Raw genomic sequence first — 1,949 nt, 5'->3', positions numbered from 1 at the left:
AGCCGGAGGTGGTCAGCCGCGCCTTCCTGGCCACGGTGATGGATGGCCGCGCCGAGGCGGTGCGCCTCGCCCGCCGCCTGCCGCAGAACGAGCTGGCCGGGATCGTGCTCGCCGGGGCCGACGCCATGGCGGGGCGCTGGGAGCGCGCCGAGGCCCGGCTGCGCCAGCTGCCGCCGAACGGCGCGGCGCAGGTGCTGCAGCCGCTGCTGCTGGCCTGGGCGCAGGCGGGGCGTGGCCAGACGGACGCGGCTTTGGCCACGCTGCGGCCGCAGATCGAATCCGGCCGGCTGCGCGGCCTCGCCGCCCTGCACGCGGCGATGATCGCCGACCTCGCCAACCGTGGCGCCGAGGCCGAGCGGCTGGTGCGCCTCGCCCTGGCCGGCAGCCCCGAGGTCAATCTGCGCATGGTGCAGATCATCGCCGGGATCCTCGACCGCGCCGGCCGGAAGGAGGAGGCGGGGCGGATGCTGCAGGCCCTGGCCGAGGGCGCGGACGACCTGTCCCTGCTCGGCACGGAGGCGGCGCGGCGGGCGCTGCTGCGCGGCCGTGCCGTGGCCTCGGCGGTGGAGGGCATGGCGGAGGCCGAGCTGGCGCTGGCCGGCGCCATGCGGGGCCAGGGCGCGCCGGAGCTGACCCTGCTGCTCTCCCGCATGGCGCTGCGGCTGCGGCCCGACTTCACCCCCGCCTTGCTGGTGGCGGCCGATGCGCTGGCGGAGCAGAAGCGCCCGGAGAGCGCCCTGGCCCTGCTGCGCGGCGCGGCCGAGGACGATCCGCTGGCGCCGGTGGTGGCGCTGCGCCGGGCCACCCTGCTGGACCGGGCGGAGCAGCCGGAGGCGGCGGTGGCGGCGTTGCGGGCCCTGGCCTCGGCGCATCCGGAGTCCGTGCTGGTGCCGGCCCGGCTGGGCGACCTGCTGCGGGGCCGGGAGCGCTATGCCGAGGCGGCGGAGGCCTATTCCACCGCGCTCGCCCGCGTCGGCATGCGGCCGGCCCCGTCGCACTGGGTGCTGTTCTACGCCCGCGGCATCGCGCTGGAGCGCTCGGGCGACTGGAAGGGCGCCGAGAGCGACCTGCAGCAGGCGCTGCGCCTCGCCCCGGAACAGCCCTACGTCCTGAACTATCTCGGCTACACCTGGGTCGAGAAGGGCGAAAACCTCGCCGAGGCGCGCGCCATGCTGGAGCGCGCCGCCGCGCTGCGCCCGCAGGACGGCAACATCGCCGACAGCCTGGGCTGGGCGCTCTTCAAGCTGGGCGACCTGCCGGCCGCCACGCAGTGGATGGAGAAGGCGGTCGAGCTGGAATCGCGCAACAGCGTCATCAACGACCACCTGGGCGATGTCTACTGGGCCAGCGGGCGCCGTATCGAGGCGCAGTATCAGTGGCACCGCGCCCTCACCCTGGGGCCGGAGGACGGGGAGGGGCCGCGCATCGCCGCCAAGCTGCGCGACGGCCTGCCCGACGCGGCCGCCCCGGTCGCGCGCTGAGCATGCCGGCCGTGCTGGCGGGCACCGAGATGGCGCCGGCGAAGATCAACCTGCACCTGCACGTCCTGGGGCGGCGGCCCGATGGCTACCATCTGCTGGACAGCCTGGTGGTCTTCGCCGGCGCCGCGGACCGGCTGGATGTCGCCCCGGCCGAGGCGCTGAGCCTGGAACTGGCCGGCCCCGAGGCGGCGTCGCTGGCGGCCGAGCCGGACAACCTGGTGCTGCGCGCCGCGCGCCTGCTCGCCGAGAAGGCCGGCCTGCCACCCCGTGGCGCGCTCCGCCTGGAGAAGCGCCTGCCGGTCGCCTCCGGGATCGGCGGCGGCTCGGCCGACGCGGCCGCCGCCCTGCGCCTGCTCAACCGCGCCTGGGGGCTGAACTGGCCGCTGGCCCGGCTCGCGCCCTTGGCGGCGAAGCTCGGCGCCGACGTGCCGGTCTGCCTGGACGGGCGCCCGGCGCGCATGGGCGGCG

At 77.0% G+C, this 1,949-nt stretch carries 2 protein-coding genes; both read left to right on the top strand.

From position 1 onward, the window contains the following. A partial coding sequence (locus ACVMLK_RS20880) for a tetratricopeptide repeat protein (RefSeq protein WP_457487520.1) occupies nt 1-1,481 on the top strand: 1,481 nt, incomplete at its 5' end. A 2-nt stretch (nt 1,482-1,483) separates the two neighbouring features. Further along, the coding region (locus ACVMLK_RS20875; RefSeq protein WP_457487519.1) for a 4-(cytidine 5'-diphospho)-2-C-methyl-D-erythritol kinase at nt 1,484-1,949 on the top strand (466 nt) is incomplete at its 3' end.

It is taken from the genome of Teichococcus aerofrigidensis (assembly GCF_054073225.1).
This window is presented reverse-complemented; position numbering and strand designations above follow the sequence as displayed.